Consider the following 21,088-nt stretch of genomic DNA (forward strand, 5'->3'; position numbering starts at 1 on the left):
CGTCATGGCAAACGCCCGCTCGTTACCACGTCACCTCGCTCATCCCCCCACCGCCTTTGCCACCACTGCCGAGCCTGCGAACGCTGGTATTACGCCGCGACGCCCCTTGCACTGGCGCTGCCGGCCTTGCGAAGCTATCGCCCGCCTGATGACAACAAGGAACGGCCATGAACCGTATCGAGCACCTGGGCCTGCTGGCCCGCTATAACCAGTGGATGAATGCCAAGCTGTACCAGGCCGCCATGCAGTTGCCCGACGAGCAGATCGCCCTGGACCGGCAGGCCTTCTTCGGTTCGATCCTCGGAACCCTCAACCACCTGATGGCCGGCGATACCATCTGGCTCAAGCGCTTTACCCAGCACCCCGCCCATCATCCGGCCCTGGCGCCGTTGCAGCAGGTGGCGACCCCGCAAAACCTCAGGAGCCTGCTATACCCCGAGATCCGCTCGCTGTGGCAACAGCGCCAGTGGCTGGACCAGCTGATCCTGGACTTTACCCACGCCCTGACCGACAGCGACCTGGACACCGTCCTGCACTACAGCAACACCCAGGGTATCGCTGCCGAGCGCAGCTTCTACGCCCTGCTGGTGCATTTCTTCAACCACCAGACCCACCATCGCGGCCAGGCCACGACCCTGCTGTTCCAGGCCGGGGTGGACGTGGGAGGCACCGACCTGCTGGCCCTGATCCCCTCGACGCTCTGATCAGGCCTCGGACCAGCGCTGGCGCAGCAACGGCAACCCGCGCTCACGCCAGAACGACGGGGAAATCCCACCGCTGGACATGCCGCCGTGGGCAAAGGACTCGACGAAAAAATGCCCCTGGGTATCAAGAGGCCTGCTGGTCAGTTGTTCGAATGCCTCGGCAAGCACGGCATCCAGTTGCTGCTGGCTGCCCGGCCAGGGCGTTGCGGCCAACTGCGCGGCCATCGCCCGCCACAGGTAAGGATCGCCTCGCAACCCCCAGGACACAGGCTGCGGCTCGAACAACTGATCGATGGTACGAACATCCCTCATGCACGACTCCAGGTGGCACGTGATTATTTATCCGCGCCCAATCTAGCCTGCACAGCGGCCTTCTGCGAACATGCGCGCGCAAAATCCCCCTGCTAAGGAATGGCACCATCAGAACCCTCCGTGTCGTAATCGCACTCTGCCTGCTCAGCCTGGTGGGCTGCGGAACCCTGATTGCCCGCACGCCCAACTCACACAGCCACTACGACTACTACAAAGGCACCCAGGCCAATGTCGAGCTGCTGACCATGCGCGGCGCCACGGGCTATTCCGGCTACACCACGGTGTTCTGCTGGATGAGCATCGTCTGCCCGGTAGTAGCCATCGTCAGCCTGCCAGTGGATGTAGTCGCCGACACCGCGCTGCTGCCCTACGACGCCATCAACGACTGACCCTCTCCCGGCATCGCGCCCGGGGCACTGAATGGAATCCCGATCATCCGAACCCTCAACACCCTGTTGCTGCTCCACACCCTGCTGCTGGCCGGCTGCGGTACCTACATGGCCCGTGGCGGCGCGCTGGATTGGCGCGATGACCGCTACTACCGCAGCACCCAGACCAGCGCCCAGGTCCTCACCGGCTACGACCTGGAAGGCTACGGCCGGATGATCACCGGCGGCTGCTGGGCCATGGTGGTGTGCCCCATCGCAATCATCGTGACCCTGCCGGCCGACGCCTTGCTCGACACCGTATTGCTGCCCTATGACGCCATGCAGCCGGAACGCCCCAAGCGCAACCTGAATGCCAAGAAACAGCCACCCATGCCTGAAGACGCACCTGCAGCAACCGCCAACTACCAGGGCAGCCCATCACTGACCGAGCCCCATCCATGAGCACCGGCATCATCGCTAAAACAGCCGGGATCCTGTGCCTGTCACTGTGCCTGTCCGGCTGCGGCACCACCCTGGCACGGGTGAACCGCAACTATGTCAGTGACTTCTCGATCTTCAAGGGCACCCAGGAGACCCTGCGCCTACTCGGACTCATCGAGCCGACCAACGAATTTCATCGGCGCTTGTACTCCAAGTGCTCGAAGATAGTGATCTGCCAGGTCAGCGCAGTCATGGTCTCGTTGCCCTTCGATGGCTTCGTGGACCTGCTGTTCTTGCCCTATGACCTGTGGCGGCGCTACGCCTGATCCGACGTGCACGACTCCTGGGCCATCCGCGAAACCTGGCAACGCTGCCCCAGGCGATCCACATGGGGACGGCCGAACAGATAGCCCTGTCCCCACTCGCCACCACAATCGCTGGCCAACTCCTGGTCGGCGATGCTTTCCAGGCCCTCGACGATCACGCAGGGCGCCAGGGTCTTGCACAACTGCACCAGGTGACCAAGGGTCTGGGCGCTGTTGGCCTCGCCACGGGCGCGCTGGATATAGCCCTTATCGATCTTGACGATGTCGGGCCGGGTCTGGCGGATGAACTCCAGGGTGCCCACGCCTGCACCGAAATCGTCGATGGCCACCCGGCAACCCAATCCACGCAGGCAGCGGACAAACTCGCTGGCGGCCTCGATACTCGGCGGAGCGGCACTTTCGGTGATCTCGATGACCAACCGGGCCGCCACCGAAGGTGCCTCGCGCAATGCCTCGATGATCTCGAGCCAAAAGGAATCGATGACCGCGCTACGGGCCGAGATGTTGCAACCCAGGCGCAGGCGGTCATCCCGGTGCAGGCAGGCGATCACGCAGAGCACCACGTTGCGGTCCAGCTCGCGCATCAGCGCCTGCTTCTCCAGGTGGGCCAGGGGATAGGTATCGCCACCCTGGGCATCGATACGCCGCAGCAGCCCCTCGTGGTACAGCACCCGACTGCTGTCCGCCAGCCATACCACCGGCTGGAACGCCAGCATCAAGCGGCCATCGGCCAGCTCTCGATAAAAGTCTTTGATGCTCTGCATGTCTGATCCCTAGGCAAGACAACGGCCCCCCCCGGCAAGCCTTGCGCTAAAGCCAGCGCGGCGATCCCCGGGGGCCCCTGCCCGACCATGATCGACCCTCCCTCGGTCCGTGAGGAAGTGTTCCCGGACACCTTTCGCTTGTCCTCGGGAACCTGCCCCGCTGCTTAATCGTCTGCGATCTTTTGTTTATTGCAATCATGCCCAAGGCCGCACCGGCATCGTTTAGCCACCAGTCCAGGAAGACCTATGCACAGAATGACCAGCGCCAGCTTTCGGGTGCTCGCCGATGTCATGAGAGAGGGCGGCGCCAACGTTGACGCCCTGCTCAAGCAATTCGGCAGCAGCATCCAGGACGTTGATGAAAATCCCAAGGGCGTCAGGCTGGAACTGGTCTATCAGGTGATGAAAGAGGCCACCCGCAGCACAGGGAACCCTGACCTGGGCCTGCTGGCCTACAACAAGGCCCACCCGGCCAACCTCAAGGCATTGGGCTACGCGGTGATGTCCTGTGCGACCCTGGGGACGGCGCTGCAGCGCCTGGTGGACTACCACGCACTGATCAGCAACGGCTTCTGCATGTGCCTGGAGCGCAAGCCCCATGCCCTGACGCTGATCGGCTTCGATATCACCGCCGAGCCCTCGCTGATCCCCCGGGCAGTGGTCGATGCCGGCGCCGCCCAGACCCTGGGCCTGCTGCACTGGCTACTGCCCCAGCAAAAACTCCAGCCCCTGGCTGCAGCCTTCACCTACCCGGAACCGGTGGACACCCGGGCCTTGCGGCACTTGCTGGGAGACAACCTGCAGTTCTGCGCACCACACAACAGCCTGACCTTCAGCAGCCAGGACTGTGCGATCGCGCTGCCCAGCGCCGACCCGGCCCTGGATGTACTGCACATGGAGTACGCCCGCACTCGGCTCAACGTACTGCTCAGTGGTTCGATGACCGCCCGGGTCCGCCGGGCCTTGTCCGAATGCCTGGCCAGGGGGGCCCCCAGCGACCTGCCACACATCGCCAAGATGGTGGGGGTCAGCACCCGCAGCCTGCAACGGCGCCTGGGCCATGAAGACGTGCACTTCTCGGCGTTGCAGGACGAAGCCCGGCTGATGCTCGCCCACAGCTTCTTGCGCAACTCCATGCGCAGCGTGAAGTACATCGGTGCACTGTTGGGGTTTCGCGACCAGAGCAGCTTTCACAAGGCCTGCATGCGTTGGTTCGGCATGACCCCGGGGCGCTATCGCGAGCAATAGCCAACGCCAGGCACGGGCCTGGCGCAGATGCAACGACAGTGGATCAGTGACGGGCTTGCAGTACTGGCTGCACTTGCGGCATCGCCGAGGAATGGTGATTGAGGATCTTCCATTGCCCATCCAGGCGCTCATAGAGAAAGGTGTAGCGAGCCTGGACCTGTTGCTGCCGGCCATCGGCCGCGGTCAGGGTAAAGGTGTAGACGCCGCTGTCCATTGCCGCATCCGGCCCCAGGTGGCGGATCTGCCGATAGTTGACCAGCCCTACAGGCTTGGACACCAGGAAGTGCTCGAAATAGTCCTGTATCTGCTCAGGGGTGCTGCGCACCAGGTTGGAAACGGTGGGCTGCAATACCGCGTCAGGGGCATACAGGCTGACCACGGCTTGCGCCTTGCCACTTTGCAAGGCGCTGTTCCAGCGCTCGAACAGGCCGGCGATTTCCTGGTCCCGGGCATCCCGCGGTTGCTCGGCCACGGTGCGGTAGACGTAGGGAGTGGCCTCCAGGGCCAGGGCCAGCGGTGCAGCAAAGAACAAGCACAGGGCCAGGGCAGTGGTTTTCAGTTTCATCGAGTGACTCCGGTGGGTTTCAATGCCCTGCACTGTGCCAAGGACCGCCCGGCTCGCCATCGGCCAACTGGAAACCTCGGCCTATGCCATTCGGCAGATAGGCGCAGCGCCAGCCAGCAGGTCTAATGCCCTGCCTCCCCCGATCGTACCGCTGCCCCGGAGCCCGCCCATGTCCAGCCCGTCCCTCGACCCCGCCAGCGCCCTGGCCCTGCGTAGCCAGTACCGACAGGCGCAGAGCCGCGCCGCACGCCTGCGCCTGTTGGTGGATACCGGCCAGGAGCTGCTGCAACTGCCGCCTGCGCAGGTACGCCAGCGAGTGCTGCAGCGAGCCTGCGCCTTCGCCGCCATGGACCATGGCCTGTTGCTGGAATGGGGCACCGATGGCGTGGTGCAGTTGAGTGCCGGGCACGGCAGCAACGAGCACCTGCAAACCTTGCATGCCCAGGCAGGCTCGCCCCTGCAGGAACAGCCATGGCCGGCCAGCCAGGACCCAAGCCTGGTCCGGGTGCCCCTGCAGGGTGCCGACGGGCGGGTCTTCGGCATCCTGCTCCTGGCCAACAGCGTGCCCATCAGCCCGGTGCACAACGAAGACCTGGAATCCCTGCAGCTGTTGGCCACGCTGCTGGCCACGCACCTGGAAAACCAGCGGCTGCTACAGGCCCTGCAAGCTCGTGAGCGCAGCATGTCGGAGCTGGTGCAGCGCCTGTTCAGCGCCCAGGAGGACGAGCGCCGGCGCGTGGCCTACGACTTGCACGACGGCCTGGCGCAAACCCTGGCCGGTCTGCATCAGCGCCTGCAAGGGTTCGCCGGATGCTGTCCGCCGCTGCCAACGCCATTGCACGACCAATTGCAAGCCATCCTGCAGCTGGCCCAGGGCTGCGTAGGCGAAGGCCGGCAGTTGATCGGCGGCTTGCGTCCCCACGTGCTCGACGACTTCGGCCTGCTGCGAGCCATCGATCGCGAGGCCGATCGCCTGCGCGACGCCGGGCTTGCCGTGCACTGGCAACAACGCTGCCCGCAACGCTTGCCAGGCGCTCTGGAAACAGCCCTGTTCCGTATCGCCCAGGAAGCCATCAACAACATTCTCAAGCACGCCGGGGCCAGCCACACCGAGCTGAGCCTGGCCCTGGAGCAGGACCAGGCGGTGCTGTGCATCAGCGACAATGGACGCGGCCTGCCCGATCCCCCTGTCCATGGCCTTGAGCACTGGGGTCAACTGGCGATGCAGGAGCGTGCCCACCTGCTGGGTGGCCATTTCACCTGCGACAGCCAACCCGCAGGTGGCACACGGATCCTGGTGCGCGTTCCCTTGCTGACCCGGGAGCACACGGCATGAGTGCCCCCATACGCCTGGTCCTGGCCGATGATCACGAAGTGACCCGTACCGGTTTCGTCGCCCTGCTCGCAGGCAATCCGGAGCTGACAGTGGTCGGCCAGGCCAGCGATGGCGAGCAAGCCCTGGCCCTGTGCGAGCAACTGCGTCCGGACATCGCCATCCTCGACATCCGCATGCCCAGGCTCAATGGCCTGGGCACCGCACGCCTGTTGGGCCAGCGCCAACCGGCGGTCAAGGTGGTGATCTTCACGATGGACGACAGCCCCGACCACCTGGAAGCCGCCATGGCCGCTGGTGCCGTGGGCTACCTGCTCAAGGATGCCAGCCGGGCCGAGGTGATCGACGCACTGCAGCGGGTCGCCCGGGGCGAAGAAGTCCTTAACGGTGGCGTCAGCGCGCGCCTGCTGCGGCGCCTGACCGAACGCGGCGGCCAGGTGTCCGCGGCCCAGGCCCTGACCGCCCGCGAGCGCCAGGTACTGGGCCTGGTGGCGGGCGGCATGAGCAATCGCCAGATCGGCGAAACGCTCGGCATCACCACCGGCACCGCCAAGGCCCACGTCGAACGGGTCATCGGCAAGCTCGGCGCCGCGGATCGTACCCAGGCCGCCGTGCGTGGTATCGCCCTGGGCCTGGTGGCGCAACCGGGAGGTTCCTGGTCATGAATCTCTTCAACGCCAGGCGCTGGGCCGACCTGCCACTACGGGGCAAGGCCCTGGTGGCGATCTCCCTGCCCTTGGTCATCCTGCTGCTATCGCTGGTGTTGATCTACAGCACCGAGCGCCAGACCGCCCGCGCCGAAGAAGACGTGCGCCGGGTGCTGCAAGTGCAGGGCGATATCCAGGCCGTGCATACCCTGCTGGCCGAAGCCGCCGCCAGCGTGCGTGGTTACCTGCTGACCGGTCGCGAAGACTTCCTGCCAGCCTACCTCCAGGCCCGCCCACGGATCGAGGCGGCCCTGCAACGCCTGGATCGGAATGTGCGCGATGAACGCATGCGCGAGTACCTGCAAACCATCACCCCCCTGATCCGTACCAAGCTCGATGGCCTGGCGGCCCTGCGCAATGGCCGTCGCGACGACGACTCGGTGACGGCGATCCTGATCGACAACAAACGGGTGCTGGACGTGCTGCGTGAGCAGATCAGCGCCATGCGCGTGCGCGAAGACGCCCTGCTGGCCGAACGCACCGGGGCCGCTGCGGCGATCCGCATGCGCTTGCTGCTGGCCACCCTGCTCGCCGCCGGTTGCGGGCTGTTCGGCGCCATCGTCGCGGTGCTGTTGCTGTCGCGCGGCATCGTCACCCGGGTGCAGCAGGTCCAGGTCAATGCCCAGCGCCTGGCGCTGGGCCAACCACTGCTGCCGCAGGCGCCGGAACAGGACGAGATCGGCCAGCTAGGCACACGGTTGGTGCAGGCCGGGCAACTGCTGGCCGAGCGCGAGCGCGCCCTGCGCGACAACGAGGAACGCTTGCGACTGATCATCGATGGCGTCAAGGACTACGGGATCTTCGCCCTGGATACCGCCGGCCGGGTCACCACCTGGAACGTCGGCGCGCAACGGATCAAGGGTTACCGAGAGCAGGAGATCATCGGTCGCCACTTCTCCCTGTTCTACCTGGCCGAAGAATGCCCGCAGCACCCGGACATGGCCCTGCGCGAGGCCACCGCCCATGGCCACTACATGGAGGAGGCCTGGCGCTGTCGCAAGGATGGCAGCCGGTTCTGGGCCAGCGTGGTGATCACCGCGCAGTACGATGCCAGCGGCGCGCTGCGGGGCTTTTCCAAGATCACCCGGGACATCACCGACCGCCGCGCCGCGGAGATCGCCCTGAGCACCGCCCGCGAGGAAGCGGAAAGCGCCAGTCGCGCCAAGAGCGAGTTTCTCTCGCGCATGAGCCATGAATTACGCACGCCGCTGAACGCCATCCTCGGCTTCGCCCAACTGCTGGACATGGACTCCACGGCCGGCCAGCGTCCCCAGGTTGGCCACATCCTGCGGGCCGGCCAACACCTGCTGGGGCTGATCAACGAGGTCCTGGACATCGCCCGGATCGAGGCCGGCCGCCTACCGCTGAATGTCGAGCCCGTGGCCCTGGCCCCGGTACTGCACGAAGCCCTGACCCTGGTCTCGCCCATGGCCGCCGACGCCCATATCCAGCTGGCGCCCCTACCGCCACTGGCGGCAGACAGTGCAGTGATTGCCGACCGCCAGCGGCTGGTACAGATCCTGCTCAACCTGTTGTCCAACGCCATCAAGTACAACCGCCGGGGCGGCCGGGTCAGTATCGAGGTCAACCACTGCCAGGGACGCCAACGCATCAGTGTGATCGATACCGGCGCCGGCATCGCCAGCGAACACTTGGCGCACCTGTTCAAGCCGTTCGAGCGCCTGGGCGCCGACCCCAGCGTCGAAGGCACCGGCCTGGGCCTGGCCCTGAGCAAGAGCCTGCTGGAAATGATGGATGGCAGCCTCCAGGTATGCAGCCGCATCGGCGAGGGCAGCCGCTTCACCCTGGAGCTGCCCTTCGTGCAACTGGCGGAACCTGCGATCACGCCCTCCCTGGCCAAGCCGCAGCCAAGCCCCCCGCCCTCAAGCGGTGCGCCACGCCCCCAGGGCAAGGTCTTGTGCATCGAGGACAACCTGCAAAGCCTGGCGCTGATCGAGACACTGTTGCAGCGCCGCCCGGACATCCGCCTGCTGTCGAGCATGCAGGGCCAGATCGGCCTCGACCTGGCCCGCCAGCACAACCCGCAGATGATCCTGCTGGATGTGAACCTGCCGGACCTCTGTGGCCTGCAGGTACTGCAGCGGCTACGGGCCCTGGGCAGCACCGCCACCACCCCGATCCTGATGATCACCGCCGATGCCAGCCAGGCCACCCATCGCGCCCTGCGCGAGGCCGGAGCCACGGCGATCCTGACCAAGCCGATCCATGTCCCGGTGTTCCTCGCGCACCTGGAAACCTGTTTGCCGGAGCCCACATGACTGCCGATATGCGCATCCTGATCATCGACGACCAGCGCCCCAACCTTGACCTGATGGAACAACTGCTGGCCCGCGAAGGGCTGCACAACGTCCTGGGCAGCACCCAGCCGCTGCGCACCCTGGAGCTGTTCAACAGCTTCGAGCCGGACCTGGTGATCCTCGACCTGCACATGCCCGAGTTCGATGGTTTTGCGGTACTGGAGCAACTCAACCGACGGATTCCGGCCAACGACTACCTGCCGATCCTGGTGCTGACCGCCGACGCCACGCGCGAAACCCGCCTGCGGGCCCTGGCCCTGGGCGCGAGGGACTTCATCAGCAAGCCACTCGACGCCCTGGAAACCCTGCTGCGAATCTGGAACCTGCTGGAAACCCGGGCGCTCTACAAGACCCTGCGCACCCTGGTGCCACCGGAGCACATCGAGCTGCTGCGCCCCGCGCGAACCTGAGTACGCAGGCCCGTGCAGGGATTGCCTGGCGGCAGGGCTCGCCAATGCCTGGCAGCACTATGCCAAGCCCGGAGTCGCCGCCGGCCGGACGCCTGGCCTCCCTCAGGCCGGCTTGGGAATCTCCAGGCCGCGGATCACCGCAGGACGCGCCAGGAAGCGCGCCAACACCCGCTGCACGTTGGGGAAATTGTCGATCCCCACCAGCTCGCCCGCCTCATAGAAGCCGATCAGGTTGCGAATCCAGGGGAAGGTGGCGATATCGGCGATGGTGTAGCGCTCGCCCATGATCCAGTCACGCCCTTGCAGGTGCTTGTCGAGCACCCCCAGCAGGCGCTTGGCTTCGTTGACATAGCGCTCCAGGGGACGCTTGTCCTCGTATTCCTTGCCGGCGAATTTATTGAAGAAACCCACCTGGCCGAACATCGGCCCGATGCCGCCCATCTGGAACATCAGCCACTGGATGGTTTCATAGCGGGCCGCCGACTCCTGGGCCAGCAGTTGCCCACTCTTGTCGGCCAGGTAGATCAGGATCGCCCCGGACTCGAACAACGCCAGCGGCTGCTCGCCCGGGCCATGGGGATCGAGGATCGCCGGGATCTTGTTGTTGGGGCTGACACTGAGGAACTCGGGTGTCATCTGGTCCTGGGTGTCGAAGCTGACCCGGTGCGCCTCATAAGGCAGGCCGATCTCCTCGAGCATGATCGAGACCTTGACTCCGTTGGGGGTGGGCAGGGAGTACAACTGGATCCAGTCGGGAAATTGCGCAGGCCATTTCTGGGTGACGGCAAAAGCGGAAAGATCGGTCATGACAGGCTTCCAGTCTCAATCAAAAGGGGAACAGCGCCACAGGCGGGCAATCGCGAGGAATTATCCGTCGGCGATTCTTAAATCGGCAACCAGCAACGCTCAATCTGCCGATGATCGAACCAAATGCCATCCAGGGACTCAGAACCCACGGCTTCGACAGGCCGAAGCAACGACAGGGAACCTCGGTTTGTCAGCCATCATGAATGCCTGCCAAGAATGACAAACCCATGAACTTGCCCCACCGCCTTGCCCGCTACGTCCTGCACCGCCGCTACCTGCCACTCCCCGCCCTGCTGCTGGGCAGTACTTTGTGCCTGTCACTGGAATCCAGCGCCAGCCGCGTACAACCAGCGGATGGCACCCAGACCCTGGTCTTTTTGCGCCACGCGGAAAAACCCGCCGGCGGCCTTGGCCAACTCAATTGCCAGGGCCTGAACCGGGCCATCGACCTGGCCTCGCTGCTGCCGGAAAAATTCGGCAAGGCGCAGTACGTGTTCGCCGCCGACCCGACGCGCAACGTCGAGGAAGGCGAGCTGGACAACTCCTACAGCTACATCCGCCCCTTGATGACCATCAGCCCCAGCGCCATCAAGCTCGGCCTGCCGGTGAACATCGACTTCGCCGCCAATGACACCAGCGAGCTGGCGGACGAGCTGCTGCATGATCGCTACCACAACTCGATCATCTACACCGCCTGGTCCCACGGCTACCTGCCGGAGTTGATCAACAAGGTCGCTGAAGAGGCCGTGGGCGAAAAGCACTCCATCACCGAAGACTGGGCCTCCAACGACTTCGACTCGTTGTACGTACTGACCCTGACCTGGCGCAATGGCAAGGCCAGCCTGCACAGCCAGAGCTACAAGCAGGGCCTGGACAACGGCGCGCATGAGTGCCCGAGCTGATCAGCCCAGGGCATTGCAGGCAGTGCGAGAGCTGAACCGGTAGGGAGGCTTGACCGGCAGCAGGCAAGCACGGGACGCCTTCGCAACCGCAGCTTCGCCTCAGGCCGCCCGCCCCAACCGTTCGCGACCATGGACCAGTTGCAAGGTGACCTCGGCCACCCGCTGGCCAAGATGCCGGGCAGTGGCGAGATCGGCTTCCGGCGGCGCGGTCTGCGCGCTTTCATCGACATTCGACTGGGCCCCGGCCCCCAGCCAGAAACCCAGGCGGTTGAGGTCGGCGGCAGAACCGCTGGAACTGTTGTTGGCCGGCGGCAGGCTCATGTTGACCCAATGCATGCCGTGCTGGGCGGCGAACAGCGCCAGTTGCACCAGGGTGGCCAGTTTGTCTCCGGCCTGGGCACCTGAGTTGGTGAAGCCGGCAGCCACCTTGTCGCGCCAGGTATAACCATTGGACATGACCGTGCTCGAGGTCATTTCCTGGAACGCCTTGAAGGCGGCCGACACGTTACCCAGGTAGGTGGGCGAGCCAAAGATGATGCCGTCGGCCTGGTTCAGCAGTTCCAGCTGTGCAGCGGCCTGCTCGAGGTCGAGCAACACCGCCTGTACCCCCGGGACCTGGGCCACGCCCTCGGCAACGGCTCGCGCCTGACGCTCGGTATGGCCATAGCCACTGTGATAGACCACGGCGACCTGCGGTTGGATCAAAGTCATGCGATTGCTCCCAATAAAGTGTCCATGCGTTGCAGAAATACCGGCCACAAGGCGCCGATCCGCCCGGCGCTGAGCTGGTCGCTGGCGCCAAATCCGGAATGTTCGAGATGAATCAGGGTGCCACCAGCATTGGCCGTCAGGCTCCAGGTCACCAGGGTTTGCAGGCCGTTGACCGACTCGGTGCCATTGCCCCAGCGGTAGGCCAGCCGATGCGGCGCCTCCACCGTCAGCACCTCGCAATGGGTGATCCCGGACCAGCCCGGCAGAGGCTTAGCACGCACCGTGAAGCGATGGCCGACCACGGGCATGAAGTCGTTGTTCAGCAGCCATTCGTCCATCAACCAGGACTCGGTCAGGGCACGCCAGACCTTTTCCGGTGGATGCGACACTTGCCGCTGGAATACCAGGGTTCGATCGTCATCCGGGATGGGGTTCATGTGTCCATGCGCCCCAACAGGTCTTCCAGCGAATCGAGTCGTTTATTCCAGAACTCGCTGTAGAAGCTCATCCAGTCGATCAGCGGCGCCAGCCCGTCAGGCTGGATGCAGTAGAAGGTCTCGCGACCGGCACGTCGGTCCTGCACCAGGCCGGCGCGCTTGAGCACCGCCAGGTGCTTGGATACCGCCGGCTGGGAGATCCCGGCCTGGGCCGTCATCGCATGCACCGATTGCTCACCCTGCTGCGCCAAGCTCTGGAACAGGCTGCGCCGTGTGCGATCGCCCAAAGCACTGAACAGGAGGTCAGTCGAAGTGTTCATCAATACATAGCTCAAAAGTTATGAATCGAAACCATAACTTTTGAGTTATTAGTTGTCAACGACTCCATCCCGGAAAAGATGGCGCCATGATCGATTCAGCAACCGGATCGGCCATGGGCTAAAATCGGCACTTATTGTCTTCGTGCGGAAACCCCCTTCATGTCCAACCTCGTCTCCACCCAGCCTGCCCGTGGCTGGTCGCTCTGGTGGAAACCCCTGCTGTTCCTGCTGGTTGCCGCTATCGGCCTGTACTACGTGAAGTGGTCGCCCTACTACCTCAAGGCCTTTACCGCCGCCGACAGCCACAGCATCGGCGCCTCGATCCTCAATGACCAGCAGACCTCCCCCTGGAGCGCGGCCCTGGCCTACGCCCAGGTGTATTTCCTGGCGATCTGGAAAGCGGCCGTGCTGGCGGTGATCCTGGGATCGCTGTTGCAGGTGCTGATTCCCCGGGACTGGCTGCTGCGCCTGTTCGGCCGCGCCGGCTTCGGCTCGACCCTGCGTGGCGGCCTGTTCGCCCTGCCCGGCATGATGTGCTCCTGCTGCGCCGCGCCGGTGGCCGCCGGCCTGCGTCGGCAGAACGTGTCGGTGGGCGCGGCCCTGGCCTTCTGGATCGCCAACCCGGTGCTCAACCCCGCGACCCTGGTGTTCATGGGCTTCGTCCTGGGCTGGGGTTTCACGGCCCTGCGCCTGGTGGCCGGCATCGTCCTGGTGTTGGGCGTCTCGCTGGTCGCCCAACGCGTGGCGCGCCCCGAACAACTGCCCGAAGCGGCCGTGGAAGCCGTGGTGGAGGCCGGTACGCCGAACGAGCAACCATTCCTCGTGCGCTGGGGCAAGACCCTGCGGCAACTGTTCTGGAGCACCATCCCGATCTATATCCTCGCCGTCCTGCTGCTGGGCGCGGCACGGGTCTGGCTGTTCCCCCACATCGATGGAGCCATGGGCAACAGCCTGCTGTGGCTGGTGCCCCTGGCAATCGCCGGAACCCTGTTCGTGATTCCCACCGCCGCGGAAATCCCCATCGTCCAGACCATGATGACCCTGGGCCTGGGCACCGGGCCTGCCGTGGCCCTGCTGATGACCCTGCCGAGCATCAGCCTGCCTTCGCTGCTGATGCTGCGAAAGGACTTCGACGCCCGGGTGCTGGTGACCGTGGCCGTGCTGACCATGCTGGTCGGCATCGTCTGCGGCCTGGTGGGCGCCGCCCTGCTGTAACCCTTGCCCTGAACGCAGCCAAGCGCCAGCGCGGCTGCGACCGGGTACGCAGCACCCGCAAAGCAGGCACCGCGCTCATCCCGAAAATACTCACTGGCAGGTTTGGCGAGGACTGCGCCCTCGTGCGCAGCCTCGCAGGCTCGACAGCAGCTACAGGGTGGGCGGGCGCTGGCGCAGGTAATCGAGGACGGCGGCATGGTCGCCAACGAACTCGATGCGCGCCCCCTTGCTCTCGCGCTGGAAGGCATACATCGGGTCGTAGTACTCGCTCAGCAGGCCCTCGATCCAGCCTCGGTGGCGCTCCACATCGCCACTGCGTCCCTGCTCGACCAGAGCGGCCTCCATCAACGCCAGCAGCCGCTGATGGCGCTCGCCACCCAGGCGCTTGCGGATCTTGTTCAAGCTCTCCAGCAGGCGCTGGGTAAACAACGCGAAGCCCTGCTCGCCGTGCACGGCTACGAACTCCGCGCACAGGTCCACCACATAGTCCTGGAGAATCCGCTGCACCCGGTGTTCCAGGCGATCCTCCAACCAGACCATGGGCGCCACCTGCATGCCCTGATGCAGCGCAAGTGGCAAGGCACAACTGCCGATCATGCGGTTCTCGTCTTCCACGACGAAGCCCTGCAGCCCACGCTGGCGCTTCTTCAGCACATCCACTGCCAGGCGATTCTCGAAGTCGATGTTGCTCGGCTGCCCGGTGGCACGCCGGCCGAAGCTCGAACCCCGGTGGTTGGCATGGCCTTCGAGGTCCAGGGCGTTATCCAACTGCCCCAGCACCTGGGTCTTGCCGGTGCCGGTCATGCCTCCCAGCAGCACGAAGTCGCACTGCTGCATGGCCTGCTCCACCGTTTCCAGAAGAAAGGTCCGCATGGCCTTGTAGCCACCGCCCACCCGTGGGTAGTCGATGCCGGCCTCGTCCCGCAGCCACTGCTGGACGATCTGCGAACGCAAGCCGCCGCGGAAGCAATACAACAAGCCATCGGGGTGGGCCCGGGCGAAATCGGCCCAGGCCTGGATGCGCTCGGCCTTGATCGCCCCGGACACCAGCTGGTGCCCGAGGACGATCGCCGCCTGCTGGCCCTGCTGCTTGTAGCAGGTGCCGACCCGCTGGCGCTCCTGGTCGGTCATCAGCGGCAGGTTGAGCACCCCGGGAAAGGCGCCCTTGGTGAATTCGATCGGCGCACGGGTGTCCATCATCGGCCGGTCGTTGAGGAAGATCTCGCGGTAATCGGTGTAGTCCAGGGACATCAGCACACCTCGACCGCGTGACTCTGTCGCTCCAGCAGCTCGCCAATAGGCGCCAGCTCCAGACCCAGCTCCGCCGCCAGGGCGAGGAATTCGGCATTGCCCTCAGGCGTCACCGCCACCAGCAGTCCACCGCTGGTCTGCGGGTCGCACAGCACCCGCTTGTGCAGCTCCTGGATACGCCCGACCTTGTCGGCATAGCTGCTGTAGTTGCGCAAGGTGCCGCCCGGCACGCACCCCTGGTCCAGGTAGTACTCGACGCCGGGCAGACGCGGTACGCGGTCGTAATGGATACGCGCGGTCAAGCCACTGCCGTCGGCCATTTCCACCAGGTGCCCGAGCAGGCCGAAGCCGGTGACGTCGGTCATCGCCGTGACCCCTTCGAGCTTGCCGAAGCGGCTGCCGGGTTTGTTCAGGGTGCACATCCAGTCACGGGCCAGGCCGACGTCGGCATCGCGCAGCTTGCCTTTCTTCTCGGCGGTGGTGAGCACGCCGATCCCCAGCGGCTTGGTCAGGTACAGCAGGCAACCGGCGGTAGCGGTGTCGTTGCGCTTCATAAAGCGTTTTTCCACCAGGCCCGTCACCGCCAGGCCGAAAATCGGCTCGGGGGCATCGATCGAGTGGCCGCCCGCCAGGGGAATGCCCGCGGCATCGCACACTGCGCGTCCGCCCCGGATCACTTCGCGGGCGACTTCCGGGGCCAGCACGTTCACCGGCCAGCCGAGAATGGCGATGGCCATCAAGGGATCGCCGCCCATGGCGTAGATGTCGCTGATGGCATTGGTGGCGGCAATGCGGCCGAAATCGAAGGGATCATCGACGATGGGCATGAAGAAGTCGGTGGTGGAGACCACCCCGCGTTCACCGTCGATGGCGTAGACCGCCGCGTCATCGCGCGAGGCGTTGCCCACCCACAGCTTGGGATCGAGGTTCTGCGCCCCGCTACCGGCCAGGATGACCTCCAGCACCTGGGGCGAAATCTTGCAACCACAACCGGCTCCGTGGCTGTACTGGGTCAGGCGAATCGGCTCGCTCATGGGGCACCTCGTCAAGTCTGGGACGGGGATTCTAGCAGAGCCCTCAGGCCCCCGGTCGTGGCGTCCCCTGGTGGAACAGCATCTGCCAGCGCCCTTCGGAACAGCGCCACAGCGAACTGCGCCAGGCACTGCTGGCCACTCGTCCGGGCGCTGCGGCGTTATGGCACAGGTAGGTGGCCTGGGCCAGGTCGGCTGCCAGCCACTGAACGGCAAACTGCTCGATGTGCCGCTCGATAAACGACTCCTGCACCAGGCTGGCGAGCACCTGGGCCTTGTTCCAGCGCCCGCCGCTGGCGCCGAACTCGAGGAACTCATCAGCCAGCAAGGCATCCAGTGCCTGGCGATCGCCCCGCACGTCGGCTTCCTGCAACCGACGCTCGAGCAGCAACAAGTGTTCGGACAGATTCATCTTTCCCCCAGTATTGGCCATGCCTGGACAGCGCACTCTAGCACCTGCGCCGTACTGCGGCCGGTGCCTGCACGGTATGCAAAGATCCCGGGCTTTGGTTAGGCTTGCAGCGCCCTGCCCGGGCCTGATTGCCCCACCACACACAAAAGCGCCACCCCAGGCCACCTCCTCCTGGCCGGGTAAGGCGCTGACGGAGCCCGCCATGAAGTTCAGCACCCAGTCCATCGCCCGCAAGCTCAAGTTCCACCAATTGGTGGTCTTCGAACAAGTGTTGCAAAGCGGCTCGCTGGTCCGCGCCTCCCAGGCCCTGAACCTGACTCAACCGGCGGTGACCAAGATCATCCATGAGCTGGAATCCTACTTCGAAGCGCCGCTACTGATCCGGAGCAACCGGGGGGTGAGCGCCACCGAACTGGGGCAGGTGGTGGTGCAGCGTGCCAAGTCGCTTCTTGCGGAGTTGCGGGCCCTGACCGATGAGGTCAACGCCTTCCAGGAAGGCACCTCGGGGCACGTGATGGTGGGCACCCTGATCTCGGCCTCCACCTCGTTGCTGCCCCGGGCCATTCAATTGCTCAAGCAACAAGCCCCTGGCGTGCTGGTATCGCTGCGGGTGGGGCAAATGGACCAGTTGTTCCCGGCGCTCGCGGTAGGTGATGTCGACCTGGTGGTAGGCCGGGTCCCAGACGACTGGCAATGGCGCAGCGAAGCCCTGGAAGTCGAAGTGTTGTACCGCGAGGACCTGAGCATCGTCGCCGGTGCCCGGCACCCGATGCATCGCCAGGCGCCGGTCAGCCTCCAACAATTGCACGCTTACCCCTGGGTGCTGCCGACTCGCGACTCACTGCTACGCCGCACCTGCGATCGATTGTTTGCCGATAACGGACTGCCGACCCCGGACAACGTCGCCGAGTCGCTGTCGATCCTGACCAACATCACCCTGATGCAGGACCAGCGCACCGTCGCACTGATGCCATTCGAAGCCTCCCGACAGTTCATCCAGGCCGGCATGCTCAAGGCCTTCGACCTGGGAACCGCGCTGCAATTCGGCGACATCGGCTGCTTCAGCTCCGCCCAGCGCAAGCTGGGACCCGCCGCCCGCTTGTTTCGCCAATGCCTGGACCAGGCCCGAAACCAATCCATCACCGAAGAGCACCCAGCCTGATCCAGTATTCCAAACACTAATACCCAACCACTTAATATTGATTATTCACTAATACCGGGTCTTCCTACACTCGCCCCGAAACCCACGTTTCGGAGGCTCAAGTGTCCACTCCCCTGCTGCGTCATTTCATCGACGGCGAGTTTGTCGCCAGCACCAAGACCTTTGCCAATATCTCCCCTGTAGACGGTCGCTTGCTGGGGCAGGTCTGCGAGGCCGACCGGCCCCTGGTCGAACGCGCGGTAGCCGCGGCCAAGGCCGCGCAATCGGGCCCCTGGGCCCACTACAGCGCCAGCCAGCGCGCCGATCTGTTGCTGGACATCGCCAACGGTATCCAGCGCCGCTTCGAGGCATTCGTCGCGGCCGAAGTCGCCGACACCGGGCGCCCGGTGCAGCAGGCCCGGACCCTGGACGTGGCCCGGGCAGTACAGAACTTTCGCACCTTCGCCGAACTGCTGCGCCAGTCCGGTAGCGAGCTCTTCGAAATGCGCAGCGCCGATGGCAACGACGTCTTCAGCTACAGCGTGCGCAAGCCCCATGGCGTGGTAGCGATCATTTCCCCCTGGAACCTGCCGCTGTTGCTGCTGACCTGGAAAGTCGCCCCGGCCCTGGCCTGCGGCAACTCGGTGGTGATCAAGCCTTCGGAAGAAACCCCATCCACGGCCACCTTGCTGGCCGAGGTGATGCAAGAGGCCGGAGTACCGGCCGGGGCCTTCAACCTGGTACACGGCTTCGGCCCGAACTCGGCCGGAGAATTCCTCACCACCCACCCAGACGTCGACGCGATCACCTTCACCGGCGAATCGCGCACCGGTGCCACCATCATGAAAGCCGCCGCCGAGGGCGTGCGCGAGGTGTCCTTCGAACTGGGAGGCAAGAACGCCGCAGTGGTGTTCGCCGACTGCGATTTCGACGCCGCGGTCGCCGGAGTGTTGCGCTCCAGCTTCACCAACTCCGGCCAGGTGTGCCTGTGCTCGGAGCGGGTGTACGTCGAGCGGCCGATCTATGAGCGCTTCGTCGCCGCCCTCAAGGCTGGGGCCGAGCAATTGAAGATCGGCTACCCCGACGAAGACGGGGTGAACATGGGCTCGCTGATTTCCCACAAGCACCGGGACAAGGTCCTGGGCTACTTCCAGCTGGCCCTGGAGGAAGGCGCGACCCTGGTCAGCGGCGGCGCTGTCCCACATTTTGGCGATGCCCGAGACCAGGGCGCCTACGTCCAGCCCACTCTCTGGACCGACCTGCCGGATCACGCTCGTTGCCTGCGTGAAGAGATATTCGGCCCGGTCTGTCACATCGCCCCGTTCGACAGCGAGGAAGAAGTACTGCGCCGGGTCAACGATTCGGCCTACGGCCTGGCCACGGCCCTCTGGACCCGCGACCTGAAGCGCGCCCACCAGCTGTCACGGCGTTTCCGCGTCGGCATGGTCTGGGTCAACACCTGGTTCCTGCGCGACCTGCGTACCCCCTTCGGCGGCACCCGGCTCTCGGGCCTGGGTCGCGAAGGCGGCCGCCACTCCCTGGATTTCTACTCCGAGATCACCACCATCTGCGTCAACCCCTGAGGGCCTCAACATGCATGCAGACCTGATCGAAGCGGCACACCGCTTGCGCCAGGCCCAACTCGACGGCCAACCCTGCGCCCCGGTACGCGAGCTGATCGCCCGGGCCGCCGCGCAACAGCCGCAGTCCGCCCTGATCGACCTGGCCTACCAGGTACAGCGCTACAACAACAGCGCGGCCATCGATGCCGGGCGTCGTCCGGTGGGCCACAAGATCGGCCTGACTTCCCGTGCCGTGCAAAAACAACTGGGGGTGGACCAGCCGGACTTTGGCCAGCTGTTCGCCGACATGGCGCGCGGCGACGGCCAACCCATCGCCTGGAGCGATACCTGCCAGCCCAAGGTCGAGGCCGAAGTCGCCCTGGTCCTGGAGCGCGACCTGCCCCATGAGCGCCATACCCTGGCCGACCTGATCCGCGCCACCGCCTTCGCCCTGCCCGCCATCGAGATCGTCGGCAGTCGCATTGCCCAGTGGGATATCCAATTGAGCGACACCATCGCCGACAACGCTTCCAGTGGGCTGTTCGTCCTCGGCAGTTGCCCTGTGTCCCTGGACCGCCTCGACCTGGTGCGTTGCGGCATGAGCATGACCCAAGGCGGCGAACCCGTCTCGGTGGGCGTCGGCGCCGCATGCCTGGACAACCCCTTGAATGCCGCCCTGTGGCTGGCCGACACGCTGGTCCGTCTGGGCACGCCTCTGCGTGCTGGCGACATTCTGCTTACCGGCGCCCTCGGCCCCATGGTGGCGGTCAAGCCAGGGCAGCGCTTCACCGCCCATATCCAGGGCCTGGGCAGCGTCAGCGCCGCCTTCGCCAGAGCCCAATAGACCGGAGCCCATCATGACCACAACCCTCAAGGCCGCGATCATCGGCTCGGGCAATATCGGCACCGACCTGATGCTGAAGATCCTGCGCCAGGCCCGGCACCTGCAACTGACCGCCATGGTCGGCATCGACCCCGCCTCCGATGGCCTGGAGCGGGCCCGGCGCCTGGGCGTAGCCACTACCCACGAAGGCGTCGAAGGGCTGCTGCGCATGCCCGAGTTCAGCGCCATCGACATCGTCTTCGACGCCACCTCGGCCGCCGCCCACCAACACCACGAGGCCGTACTGCGCCAGGCCAAACCCAGCATCCGCCTGATCGACCTGACCCCGGCGGCGATCGGCCCCTATTGCATCCCGGTGGTCAACCTGGAACAGCACCTGGACAGCCTTAACCTGAACATGGTGACCTGCGGCGGCCAGGCCACCATTCCCATGGTGGCTGCAATCTCCCGGGTCGCCCCCGTGCACTACGCCGAGATCGTCGCCTCGATTGCCAGCAAGTCCGCCGGCCCTGGCACCCGGGCCAATATCGACGAGTTCACCGAAACCACCCGCCACGCCATCGAAACCATCGGTGGTGCCGCCAGGGGCAAGGCCATCATCGTCATGAACCCGGCCGAACCACCCCTGATCATGCGCGACACGGTGCTGGTGCTATCGGCCGCCGCCGATCAGCAGGAGGTCGCAGCCTCCATCGCCGCCATGGCCGAAGCCGTGCAGGCCTATGTGCCCGGCTACCGACTCAAGCAGCAGGTGCAATTCGACCCGGTCCCACCCTCTGCGCCGCTGCTGATCCCTGGCCTTGGGCACTTCAGCGGACTCAAGACCTCGGTGTTCCTGGAGGTCGAGGGTGCCGCCCACTACTTGCCCGCCTACGCCGGCAACCTCGACATCATGACCTGCGCCGCGCTGGCCACCGCCGAGCGCATGGCCCAGTCCATGCTCAATCGCTGAAGGAGCT

The 21,088-nt window shown here is 65.2% G+C and carries 25 protein-coding genes; 15 read left to right on the forward strand and 10 right to left on the reverse strand.

Annotation, left to right across the window (positions count from 1 at the left end; all coding sequences use genetic code 11):
* Positions 1-167: 167 nt before the first annotated feature.
* Positions 168-704, forward strand: coding sequence for a DinB family protein (locus ATY02_RS23900; RefSeq protein WP_068578157.1), 537 nt, complete (start codon positions 168-170; stop codon positions 702-704).
* Here ATY02_RS23900 and ATY02_RS23905 read toward each other — a convergent pair whose 3' ends face one another.
* Positions 705-1,016: a hypothetical protein gene (locus ATY02_RS23905; protein ID WP_068578160.1), complete on the reverse strand. Its 312-nt coding sequence runs from the start codon at positions 1,014-1,016 to the stop codon at positions 705-707.
* A gap of 152 nt (positions 1,017-1,168) precedes the next feature.
* Between ATY02_RS23905 and ATY02_RS23910 the strand changes: the two genes are divergently transcribed.
* The 3 genes from ATY02_RS23910 to ATY02_RS23920 all read left to right on the forward strand — a co-directional run bounded on the left by ATY02_RS23910 (position 1,169) and on the right by ATY02_RS23920 (position 2,151).
* Positions 1,169-1,405 carry a YceK/YidQ family lipoprotein gene (locus ATY02_RS23910; RefSeq protein ID WP_416220642.1) on the forward strand — a complete coding sequence of 79 codons (237 nt, stop codon included), beginning with the start codon at positions 1,169-1,171 and terminating at the stop codon, positions 1,403-1,405.
* A gap of 66 nt (positions 1,406-1,471) precedes the next feature.
* Positions 1,472-1,846, forward strand: a complete 375-nt coding sequence (locus tag ATY02_RS23915) for a YceK/YidQ family lipoprotein (RefSeq protein WP_228022220.1) — start codon at positions 1,472-1,474, stop codon at positions 1,844-1,846.
* Positions 1,843-2,151 carry a YceK/YidQ family lipoprotein gene (locus tag ATY02_RS23920; RefSeq protein WP_068578164.1) on the forward strand — a complete coding sequence of 103 codons (309 nt, stop codon included), beginning with the start codon at positions 1,843-1,845 and terminating at the stop codon, positions 2,149-2,151. The genes ATY02_RS23915 and ATY02_RS23920 overlap by 4 nt, the downstream gene beginning before the upstream one ends.
* On the opposite strand, the gene ATY02_RS23925 is transcribed toward ATY02_RS23920, so the two are convergent.
* Positions 2,142-2,915, reverse strand: a complete 774-nt coding sequence (locus ATY02_RS23925) for an EAL domain-containing protein (RefSeq protein WP_068578166.1) — start codon at positions 2,913-2,915, stop codon at positions 2,142-2,144. The two genes, ATY02_RS23920 and ATY02_RS23925, sit on opposite strands and share 10 nt — an antisense overlap.
* Before the next feature lie 246 nt (positions 2,916-3,161).
* On the opposite strand from ATY02_RS23925, the gene ATY02_RS23930 reads away from it, so the two are divergent.
* A complete protein-coding gene (locus ATY02_RS23930) occupies positions 3,162-4,163 on the forward strand; it encodes an AraC family transcriptional regulator (RefSeq protein ID WP_068578168.1) in 1,002 nt (333 codons plus the stop codon).
* A 43-nt stretch (positions 4,164-4,206) separates the two neighbouring features.
* On the opposite strand, the gene ATY02_RS23935 is transcribed toward ATY02_RS23930, so the two are convergent.
* On the reverse strand, positions 4,207-4,728 hold the full coding sequence (locus ATY02_RS23935; RefSeq protein ID WP_068578170.1) for an SgcJ/EcaC family oxidoreductase: 522 nt from the start codon (positions 4,726-4,728) through the stop codon (positions 4,207-4,209).
* A gap of 169 nt (positions 4,729-4,897) precedes the next feature.
* Here ATY02_RS23935 and ATY02_RS23940 point away from each other — a divergent pair, with 169 nt between their 5' ends.
* Genes ATY02_RS23940 through ATY02_RS23955 form a run of 4 tightly spaced genes read left to right on the forward strand, consistent with a single transcriptional unit; the run spans position 4,898 to position 9,496 of the window.
* Positions 4,898-6,064 (forward strand): sensor histidine kinase, encoded by a 1,167-nt coding sequence (locus ATY02_RS23940; protein ID WP_068578171.1) that lies wholly within the window; start codon positions 4,898-4,900, stop codon positions 6,062-6,064.
* Positions 6,061-6,726, forward strand: coding sequence for a response regulator (locus ATY02_RS23945; RefSeq protein ID WP_068578174.1), 666 nt, complete (start codon positions 6,061-6,063; stop codon positions 6,724-6,726). The genes ATY02_RS23940 and ATY02_RS23945 overlap by 4 nt, the downstream gene beginning before the upstream one ends.
* The gene (locus tag ATY02_RS23950) at positions 6,723-9,047 is read left to right on the forward strand and encodes an ATP-binding protein (RefSeq protein ID WP_068578175.1); all 2,325 of its coding nucleotides are present in this window, start codon (positions 6,723-6,725) and stop codon (positions 9,045-9,047) included. The genes ATY02_RS23945 and ATY02_RS23950 overlap by 4 nt, the downstream gene beginning before the upstream one ends.
* On the forward strand, positions 9,044-9,496 hold the full coding sequence (locus ATY02_RS23955; RefSeq protein ID WP_068578177.1) for a response regulator: 453 nt from the start codon (positions 9,044-9,046) through the stop codon (positions 9,494-9,496). The genes ATY02_RS23950 and ATY02_RS23955 overlap by 4 nt, the downstream gene beginning before the upstream one ends.
* Positions 9,497-9,598: 102 nt before the next feature.
* Here ATY02_RS23955 and ATY02_RS23960 read toward each other — a convergent pair whose 3' ends face one another.
* Positions 9,599-10,303: a glutathione binding-like protein gene (locus ATY02_RS23960; RefSeq protein WP_068578180.1), complete on the reverse strand. Its 705-nt coding sequence runs from the start codon at positions 10,301-10,303 to the stop codon at positions 9,599-9,601.
* Between the two features lie 227 nt (positions 10,304-10,530).
* Here ATY02_RS23960 and ATY02_RS23965 point away from each other — a divergent pair, with 227 nt between their 5' ends.
* Positions 10,531-11,205 (forward strand): histidine phosphatase family protein, encoded by a 675-nt coding sequence (locus ATY02_RS23965; RefSeq protein WP_068578182.1) that lies wholly within the window; start codon positions 10,531-10,533, stop codon positions 11,203-11,205.
* Between the two features lie 99 nt (positions 11,206-11,304).
* Here the strand turns inward: ATY02_RS23965 and ATY02_RS23970 are convergent, their stop codons facing one another.
* The 3 genes from ATY02_RS23970 to ATY02_RS23980 are packed head-to-tail and all read right to left on the reverse strand — an operon-like array spanning position 11,305 to position 12,673.
* Positions 11,305-11,916, reverse strand: a complete 612-nt coding sequence (locus tag ATY02_RS23970) for a flavodoxin family protein (RefSeq protein ID WP_068578184.1) — start codon at positions 11,914-11,916, stop codon at positions 11,305-11,307.
* Positions 11,913-12,353: an SRPBCC family protein gene (locus ATY02_RS23975; RefSeq protein WP_068578186.1), complete on the reverse strand. Its 441-nt coding sequence runs from the start codon at positions 12,351-12,353 to the stop codon at positions 11,913-11,915. Before ATY02_RS23975 ends, ATY02_RS23970 begins: the two co-directional genes overlap by 4 nt.
* Positions 12,350-12,673, reverse strand: a complete 324-nt coding sequence (locus ATY02_RS23980; protein WP_068578188.1) for an ArsR/SmtB family transcription factor — start codon at positions 12,671-12,673, stop codon at positions 12,350-12,352. Before ATY02_RS23980 ends, ATY02_RS23975 begins: the two co-directional genes overlap by 4 nt.
* A 159-nt stretch (positions 12,674-12,832) precedes the next feature.
* On the opposite strand from ATY02_RS23980, the gene ATY02_RS23985 reads away from it, so the two are divergent.
* Positions 12,833-13,888, forward strand: a complete 1,056-nt coding sequence (locus tag ATY02_RS23985; RefSeq protein WP_068578191.1) for a permease — start codon at positions 12,833-12,835, stop codon at positions 13,886-13,888.
* A gap of 150 nt (positions 13,889-14,038) precedes the next feature.
* On the opposite strand, the gene mnmH is transcribed toward ATY02_RS23985, so the two are convergent.
* Genes mnmH through ATY02_RS24000 form a run of 3 tightly spaced genes read right to left on the reverse strand, consistent with a single transcriptional unit; the run spans position 14,039 to position 16,582 of the window.
* Entirely contained in the window at positions 14,039-15,139 is a 1,101-nt protein-coding gene (gene mnmH / locus ATY02_RS23990) for a tRNA 2-selenouridine(34) synthase MnmH (RefSeq protein WP_068578193.1), read from the reverse strand.
* Entirely contained in the window at positions 15,139-16,173 is a 1,035-nt protein-coding gene (gene selD / locus ATY02_RS23995; protein ID WP_068578195.1) for a selenide, water dikinase SelD, read from the reverse strand. Before selD ends, mnmH begins: the two co-directional genes overlap by 1 nt.
* A gap of 43 nt (positions 16,174-16,216) precedes the next feature.
* Positions 16,217-16,582 carry a DUF4440 domain-containing protein gene (locus ATY02_RS24000; protein ID WP_068578197.1) on the reverse strand — a complete coding sequence of 122 codons (366 nt, stop codon included), beginning with the start codon at positions 16,580-16,582 and terminating at the stop codon, positions 16,217-16,219.
* A gap of 202 nt (positions 16,583-16,784) precedes the next feature.
* On the opposite strand from ATY02_RS24000, the gene ATY02_RS24005 reads away from it, so the two are divergent.
* The 4 genes from ATY02_RS24005 to ATY02_RS24020 all read left to right on the forward strand — a co-directional run bounded on the left by ATY02_RS24005 (position 16,785) and on the right by ATY02_RS24020 (position 21,081).
* Positions 16,785-17,744, forward strand: coding sequence for a LysR substrate-binding domain-containing protein (locus tag ATY02_RS24005; protein WP_068578200.1), 960 nt, complete (start codon positions 16,785-16,787; stop codon positions 17,742-17,744).
* A gap of 101 nt (positions 17,745-17,845) precedes the next feature.
* The gene (locus ATY02_RS24010; protein ID WP_068578202.1) at positions 17,846-19,306 is read left to right on the forward strand and encodes a 2-hydroxymuconic semialdehyde dehydrogenase; all 1,461 of its coding nucleotides are present in this window, start codon (positions 17,846-17,848) and stop codon (positions 19,304-19,306) included.
* A gap of 10 nt (positions 19,307-19,316) precedes the next feature.
* Positions 19,317-20,129 (forward strand): 2-keto-4-pentenoate hydratase, encoded by an 813-nt coding sequence (locus ATY02_RS24015; protein ID WP_068578204.1) that lies wholly within the window; start codon positions 19,317-19,319, stop codon positions 20,127-20,129.
* A gap of 13 nt (positions 20,130-20,142) precedes the next feature.
* Positions 20,143-21,081, forward strand: coding sequence for an acetaldehyde dehydrogenase (acetylating) (locus tag ATY02_RS24020; RefSeq protein WP_068578206.1), 939 nt, complete (start codon positions 20,143-20,145; stop codon positions 21,079-21,081).
* The last annotated feature ends 7 nt before the right edge of the window (positions 21,082-21,088 follow it).

The organism is Pseudomonas sp. BIOMIG1BAC (genome assembly GCF_001705995.2).
Taxonomy (GTDB): Bacteria; Pseudomonadota; Gammaproteobacteria; order Pseudomonadales; family Pseudomonadaceae; genus Aquipseudomonas; species Aquipseudomonas sessilinigenes.

Bases quoted from the DNA above. Each gene is read 5' to 3' on its own strand.
- ATY02_RS23900 (WP_068578157.1), top strand. From the start codon at position 168: ATGAACCGTATCGAGCACCTGGGCCTGCTGGCCCGCTATAACCAGTGG.
- ATY02_RS23905 (WP_068578160.1), bottom strand. From the start codon at position 1,016: ATGAGGGATGTTCGTACCATCGATCAGTTGTTCGAGCCGCAGCCTGTG.
- ATY02_RS23920 (WP_068578164.1), top strand. From the start codon at position 1,843: ATGAGCACCGGCATCATCGCTAAAACAGCCGGGATCCTGTGCCTGTCA.
- ATY02_RS23925 (WP_068578166.1), bottom strand. From the start codon at position 2,915: ATGCAGAGCATCAAAGACTTTTATCGAGAGCTGGCCGATGGCCGCTTG.
- ATY02_RS23930 (WP_068578168.1), top strand. From the start codon at position 3,162: ATGCACAGAATGACCAGCGCCAGCTTTCGGGTGCTCGCCGATGTCATG.
- ATY02_RS23935 (WP_068578170.1), bottom strand. From the start codon at position 4,728: ATGAAACTGAAAACCACTGCCCTGGCCCTGTGCTTGTTCTTTGCTGCA.
- ATY02_RS23940 (WP_068578171.1), top strand. From the start codon at position 4,898: ATGTCCAGCCCGTCCCTCGACCCCGCCAGCGCCCTGGCCCTGCGTAGC.
- ATY02_RS23945 (WP_068578174.1), top strand. From the start codon at position 6,061: ATGAGTGCCCCCATACGCCTGGTCCTGGCCGATGATCACGAAGTGACC.
- ATY02_RS23950 (WP_068578175.1), top strand. From the start codon at position 6,723: ATGAATCTCTTCAACGCCAGGCGCTGGGCCGACCTGCCACTACGGGGC.
- ATY02_RS23955 (WP_068578177.1), top strand. From the start codon at position 9,044: ATGACTGCCGATATGCGCATCCTGATCATCGACGACCAGCGCCCCAAC.
- ATY02_RS23960 (WP_068578180.1), bottom strand. From the start codon at position 10,303: ATGACCGATCTTTCCGCTTTTGCCGTCACCCAGAAATGGCCTGCGCAA.
- ATY02_RS23965 (WP_068578182.1), top strand. From the start codon at position 10,531: ATGAACTTGCCCCACCGCCTTGCCCGCTACGTCCTGCACCGCCGCTAC.
- ATY02_RS23970 (WP_068578184.1), bottom strand. From the start codon at position 11,916: ATGACTTTGATCCAACCGCAGGTCGCCGTGGTCTATCACAGTGGCTAT.
- ATY02_RS23975 (WP_068578186.1), bottom strand. From the start codon at position 12,353: ATGAACCCCATCCCGGATGACGATCGAACCCTGGTATTCCAGCGGCAA.
- ATY02_RS23980 (WP_068578188.1), bottom strand. From the start codon at position 12,673: ATGAACACTTCGACTGACCTCCTGTTCAGTGCTTTGGGCGATCGCACA.
- ATY02_RS23985 (WP_068578191.1), top strand. From the start codon at position 12,833: ATGTCCAACCTCGTCTCCACCCAGCCTGCCCGTGGCTGGTCGCTCTGG.
- mnmH (WP_068578193.1), bottom strand. From the start codon at position 15,139: ATGTCCCTGGACTACACCGATTACCGCGAGATCTTCCTCAACGACCGG.
- selD (WP_068578195.1), bottom strand. From the start codon at position 16,173: ATGAGCGAGCCGATTCGCCTGACCCAGTACAGCCACGGAGCCGGTTGT.
- ATY02_RS24000 (WP_068578197.1), bottom strand. From the start codon at position 16,582: ATGAATCTGTCCGAACACTTGTTGCTGCTCGAGCGTCGGTTGCAGGAA.
- ATY02_RS24005 (WP_068578200.1), top strand. From the start codon at position 16,785: ATGAAGTTCAGCACCCAGTCCATCGCCCGCAAGCTCAAGTTCCACCAA.
- ATY02_RS24015 (WP_068578204.1), top strand. From the start codon at position 19,317: ATGCATGCAGACCTGATCGAAGCGGCACACCGCTTGCGCCAGGCCCAA.
- ATY02_RS24020 (WP_068578206.1), top strand. From the start codon at position 20,143: ATGACCACAACCCTCAAGGCCGCGATCATCGGCTCGGGCAATATCGGC.